The sequence below is a fragment of the Paenibacillus albidus genome, from assembly GCF_014644435.1.
GTDB classification, from domain to species: Bacteria; Bacillota; Bacilli; order Paenibacillales; family Paenibacillaceae; genus Paenibacillus_AQ; species Paenibacillus_AQ albidus.
Window position 1 is genome coordinate 1 of record NZ_BMKR01000086.1, and the last position, 5,749, is coordinate 5,749.

Sequence of the window (5,749 nt, forward strand, 5' to 3'; positions counted from 1 at the left end):
ATCTAAAGCTTGCGAACTGACCTTTTTACTGTGTCCACTCTATTGACAGAAGTACACAGGAGCTCTTATTTCATGATGTCTAACCCACTATGAGGGTTAATGGATTATTTAGCGGCTGCTGAGTCCGTTTGACCAGAAAAGTGAGCTTATTTCGCGTAATAGCGCTTCTCTGGTCCGTTAAGCCTGTCAACAGTTCAGTTTTATTTTGAGATGATCCTTTACAGAAGGAATTGAAGCATTTGGAGGAAGACGATCTATGTGGTTTATCTATGCCGCCGCTGCAGCAACCTGCTTTGGGCTGCGCGGAATCCTGTATCAATGGACGTCCCAGCGTCCGCTCGACCGGAATTTGCTTTTGTTTGGCGTCTATTTGTCCGGCACGCTGATTGCACTCGGTATGAACTTATTTATGGGACAGCCGTGGACCGGCGGGGTCCTAATCGGCCTCTTGATGGGTTTGTTCTCGTTTATTGCCAACGCTGCCATGTATAAGGGATATGCCGTAGGCAAAGCTTCTCTGATTGCGCTATTCACCGGCCTGCCGCCGGTTGTTGTGGTGATTGTGGCTTATTTGCTGTGGGGAGAGACACTTAATGGCTGGCAGCTGGCTTCTTTTGCCGTAGTGATCCTGGGGCTGCTGCTTATTAAATATTCCCAGGACTTGAAGCTGGGGAAGCTGAAAGGGGTTCAGTGGGGGCTTTTGACCCTGCTGTTCTTCGCGTTTACCGACCTTTCCTCCAAGCAAGCTACATTGGCGGGTGCCGCTACACTTCCGGTGTTGGCCGTTATGTACGGAACAGGGGCGGTGTTATTTGGTACGGTGTGGGCCTCAGGAAGGCTCCAAGCAGCTGGACAGGTTGTTCATACAGCAGCAGCGCTGGATGATCAGGCAGCCCCGGCAGCTGCCCTGCTGCCAACAACTGAGGTTGCCGGAAGCTGGAGCAGCGGGAGAACGTTCGCCTGGGGCATGTTCGTCGGCATCTCCAATATTGCCGGCATGCTGTTCATGATTCCGGCCCTCCGCGAAGGTGTGACCGGAATTGTCTCGGCGATCGCAGCCATGAACGTTGTGTTCGTGCTGCTGTACGCCCGTTTTTACTTGAAGGAGCTCATGGCCCGGCGGGAGGTTGTTGGCCTTGCCCTGGCACTGGGCGGGATTGTGCTGCTGAGGGTGCTGGCGTAATTTCACCGTGAAGCGAGCGAAGGCTGCGTTGTCCTGACGAGGACGATGCGGCCTCTTGCCGTTGCCTTGGGTAGTGTATAAGGCGGAAAAAAGCCCGCTTTACGGAGCATTGCCCCCTATTACAGGGCGAGCTGTACGTTGAACTACCCAAGTGTACCTATCCCCGGGATACAACATCCACTATGATCTACTCGTGTAGAAAGCGCTATCACACGAGGAATGATACCAAGGCCAGAGGGGGTAGTTGGATTTGAAGCGAATGGGAAAAAGGATGGGGATGAGCCTGCTGATCTTCATTATTGCGGCAGCGCAGTTCGGCTTCATGGGAACAACTCGCAACACGGCAAAGGCGGCTGACAAGAGCCTTGCCCAGAAGCCTTATATGGGCTGGAGCAGCTTCAGCATGCAGGTGTATGAACCATCAGGCAACTGGACATCGGCGGAGAGCCTTAAAAAGCAGTCGGATGCCATGCATGAGAAGCTACAAGCGCACGGTTACAACTATATTAATATTGATGCGGGCTGGAATGGCGGCATGGACGAATATGGCCGGCCCATTCCAAGCACCACACTGTATCCGAACGGGTTTCAGGAGGTCATTGATTATGTGCACAACAACGGGCAAAAAATCGGAATCTATCTGATTCCGGGGTTATCCATTACAGGCTACAACGAAAATTATGAAATCTATGGCACCGGCGGGCTGTGCCACATGCAGGATATTGCTGCGCAGCCGCTGCAGATCGTAGATGCCTGGAATGCTTACAGCTACAAAATTGATTTCACCAATCCCTGCGCCCAGCAATATATTGACTCGGTTGCTGACCTGCTTGGCGAGTGGGGGATTGATTTCGTCAAATTTGACAGCGTTACACCGGGTTCTGGGATCAACGACCTCAGCCGTGATTCCCGTGCGGATGTCGAAGCCTGGTCCAAGGCTTTGGCCAGGCATGACATCTGGTTTGAGCTTTCTTGGGCACTGGATCACAATTACGTGGACTTCTGGAAAAAACATGCCAACGGCTGGCGGATTCATTGGGATGTTGAATCCTATAACAGCAATGTCGGGCTGACTGAATGGACCAACATAGCCAGATTGTTCCCCGCTGCCGCCATCTGGTGGCGGGACGCAGGCCCCGGCGGGTGGAACGACTTTGATTCGCTGAACGTCGGGAACGGGTCCATGGATGGTCTGACCAAGGATGAGCGGCAGACTGCCATGACCTTCTGGGCAATCTCTGCAGCCCCGCTGTACGCAGGTAATGATCTGACCCGTCTGGACAGCTACGGTCTGGAGCTGCTTACCAATGACGAGGTGATTGCAGTCAATCAGGCCGGACGTCCGGCCCATCCGGTATCCATCGATACCCAGCAGCAGGTCTGGTATGCCAACAACGGCGACGGCACTTTCAATGTTGCCCTGTTCAATCTGGGCAGCCGGAGTGCGGAGGTGGAGGTCAAATGGAGCGATATCGGCCTGGAAGGACCGGCCTCTGTCCGTGACCTGTGGAGCCATACCGAACTCGGAACCTTTGAGGAAGGCATTAGCGGCGGGGTGCTTGAACCCCATGCATCCCGGATGTTCAAGGTGACCGCGGAACAGGGCACTTCCGCGGTCAACGATGACGATACGGGCATCCGCTATAACGGCTTTTGGGTGCGAAACGGCGGCAGGGAGCAGACGGCAGGACAGCAGGAGCTGGGCATAACGATCGGGGATTCATCGGCAGCCGCTCCTGCGGGCAATTTACAGCCAGCGGACAGTGAACCCGCGGACGGCAGCCCTGAGAGTGGTCTATCCTCTGGTGAAATGTCCGTTACCCGTTCTGTTTATATCAATGACAGCGACAGCAGTATTGTTTACAGCGGTTCCTGGGCAGAGAACACGGGCAGGCCGTTTGGCGATTATAAAGGGGATGTACATTTCACCGAGAAAAACGGTGATTATTTCCAGTACACCTTTACAGGCACAGGTGTAGATTTGCTGACTGAGAAAGATAGCTCACAAGGTGACATGCTAGTTTACCTGGATGGCGGGAGCCCGGAGACCGTAAGCGCCCATACCAGCGGTCCCAGAGAAGCGCAGCAACCCCTGTACAGTGTCTCGGGACTGGCGAACGGCGAGCATACCTTGAAGGTGGTTAAGGATTCAGGGGATTACATGCTGCTGGACGCGCTGAAAGTCACCGCAGACACCCTGATTGAACCGGACCAGGGCGTGTTCGATAAAGAGATCGGCAAACAGGCGGATGTGGTTACAACACTGGTCCTGGGAAACGGTTCGCTGGTTGAAGTTAGAAACGGCGGGGTACCCTTGGCAAAAGGCGTTGATTATTTAGTAGATGGCAATAACGTGATTATTAAAAAGGGGTATCTTTTCAGTCAGCCTGCCGGCAAGGCCGAATTGACCCTGGCTTTTGACGGGGGCAGTACCCAGCAGCTGACCATTCAAATCGGCAGCTCCTCGGCGCAGAACAGCACCATTGATCCCGCAACGGCCGACTTTGATAAACTGGCCGCACTGCAGAAGGATGTCAAGACTGTGCTGAACCTAAACGGCAATACCTTGTCCGCTATTGAGAATAACGGAGTACCCTTAACGGAAGAAGATTATGCTGTGGACAATGGTGAGTTGACGATCAAAAAGGAATATCTCGCCAAACAGCCTGCAGGGAAGGCCAGCCTGACCCTTATCTTTAGTGCCGGAGATCCGCAGCTGTTTGTGATACGGATCAGCGATTCTGCCACTGTCCGCTATTCGATGATTAACAACGACGATCCTGGAATCAGGTACAACGGCTCCTGGTCGCGGAGTACCGGAAGAGGCATGGGCGACTATAAGGATGATGTGCAGTTTACCGAGAAGAATGGTGATTCTTTTGAATATACGTTCCGGGGAACCGGCATCCAGCTGATAACGGAAGTCGACGAGTCACAGGGAGATATGGATATCTATATTGACGACAAGTTCCAGAGAACGGTAAGCGCCCACCGCAACGGCCGTCTGGCACAGCAGAATTTGTACAGCATTGCCGGTCTTCCTGAAGGATTGCATACGCTCAAGGCTGTGAAGAAATCGGGGGATTTTATGCTCCTGGACCTGTTGAAGGTGGAGATTCCTGACCTGATCCATCCGGCAGAAGCCCATTTTGACAAGTCCGTCTCAGCCCAAGCCGATATTGAAGTCACCTTGCTTGCGAATCCGGAGATTTTTGAAGGCATCACTAACGGAGCATATACTCTAGTGCCGGATACGGATTACACCTTTGCGGGGAATCGGGTTACGTTGAAGAAATCCTATCTTGCCGCCCAGCCGGCAGGAACGCTTAATCTGATGTTTACGTTCGGCGGTGATTATCACAATGACATTCATTCGACAGAAGCAAATGGTGATTCCCTGGAATACACTTTCCATGGCACCGGGATCAGTCTGATCTCGCCAAAAGGCCCGGAGCAAGGCGAAGTAGACGTCTATGTAGATGGGGTTTTGGTACAAACGGTGAACGCTTACAGCGGCAGCCGGCAAATTCTGCAGAATCTGTTCAGCATTTCGGGATTGGCTGACGGCAGTCATACGTTCAAGGCTGTGAAGAAGTCAGGCGCTGTCATGCTGGCGGATCAATTGAAATTCACGATTGCCGGAAGCGGCGGTGTATCACCCGAACCAACCGCTTCACCATCACCGGAACCTAGCATGGCACCTTCACCGACACCTCCTCCGGCAGCGCCAGGGTTCTGGAGTCCAGTCACCACTCCTGCGGCTACATTAGCGCCTTCACCTGCGAGTACTCCCATTGCAGAGGACAGAACCTCCGAAGAAGGGGAGGATGCACAGGTTACCCGGCATTCGGCTTATATCAAAGGATATCCCGGAGGTTTGTTCAAGCCGGATAACAAGATTACACGTGCTGAGATAGCCGTGATTCTGGTGAGTGCCGTGTCCATGGAGGCCGGCGGAGCACCTGCTGTGTTCAGCGATGTCGGGGCTAAACATTGGGGAGCAGGAGCGATTAATGCTGTTGCGGGAATGGGACTGATGAAGGGCTATAATGATGGCACTTTCCGGCCGGCCCAGACACTCACCCGTGCCGAAATGGCCAGTGTTCTTGCCAAGCTCAGCCCGGATATTTCACCGGCGGGTAACGGTTTCGGCGACACGACAGGCCATTGGGCGGAGGAGGCCATAGCCAAAGCCCAAGGTGCGGGTATTCTGAATGGCTACAAGGACGGCACCTTCCGGCCCGCCAAATTGCTGACCCGGGCTGAGGCGGTAACGGCTGTGAACCGGGCCATGGGCAGAGGTCCGCTCTACGGGGACCTGCCGCTGCAGTGGAAGGATGTTCCCGCTTCGCACTGGGCCTTCGGTGATATTGCAGAGGCTTCGGTCGATCACAACTCCAGGCCTGGCCCGGAGGGCGGGGAACAATGGGTGGAGTGACCGGAATTACAACACGGCCTTAGAGAAAATAGAGTATAGGGAAAAGGGGCCACAAGGCTCCTTTTTTTCTAGGGCCTGTACGCAAACCTATTTGAGCCATAAACGAATGGAAAGCAACGTCAAAAAAG

2 protein-coding genes are annotated in these 5,749 nt (G+C 53.7%); both read left to right on the plus strand.

Annotated elements, in window-relative coordinates:
- Positions 1 to 256 precede the first annotated feature (256 nt).
- Positions 257 to 1,183 carry an EamA family transporter gene (locus IEY53_RS34470; RefSeq protein WP_189032828.1) on the plus strand — a complete coding sequence of 309 codons (927 nt, stop codon included), beginning with the start codon at positions 257 to 259 and terminating at the stop codon, positions 1,181 to 1,183.
- 259 nt (positions 1,184 to 1,442) lie between these two features.
- Positions 1,443 to 5,621: a X2-like carbohydrate binding domain-containing protein gene (locus IEY53_RS34475; RefSeq protein WP_229696533.1), complete on the plus strand. Its 4,179-nt coding sequence runs from the start codon at positions 1,443 to 1,445 to the stop codon at positions 5,619 to 5,621.
- Positions 5,622 to 5,749: the final 128 nt, after the last annotated feature.

Bases quoted from the DNA above. Each gene is read 5' to 3' on its own strand.
- IEY53_RS34470 (WP_189032828.1), top strand. From the start codon at position 257: ATGTGGTTTATCTATGCCGCCGCTGCAGCAACCTGCTTTGGGCTGCGC.
- IEY53_RS34475 (WP_229696533.1), top strand. From the start codon at position 1,443: ATGGGAAAAAGGATGGGGATGAGCCTGCTGATCTTCATTATTGCGGCA.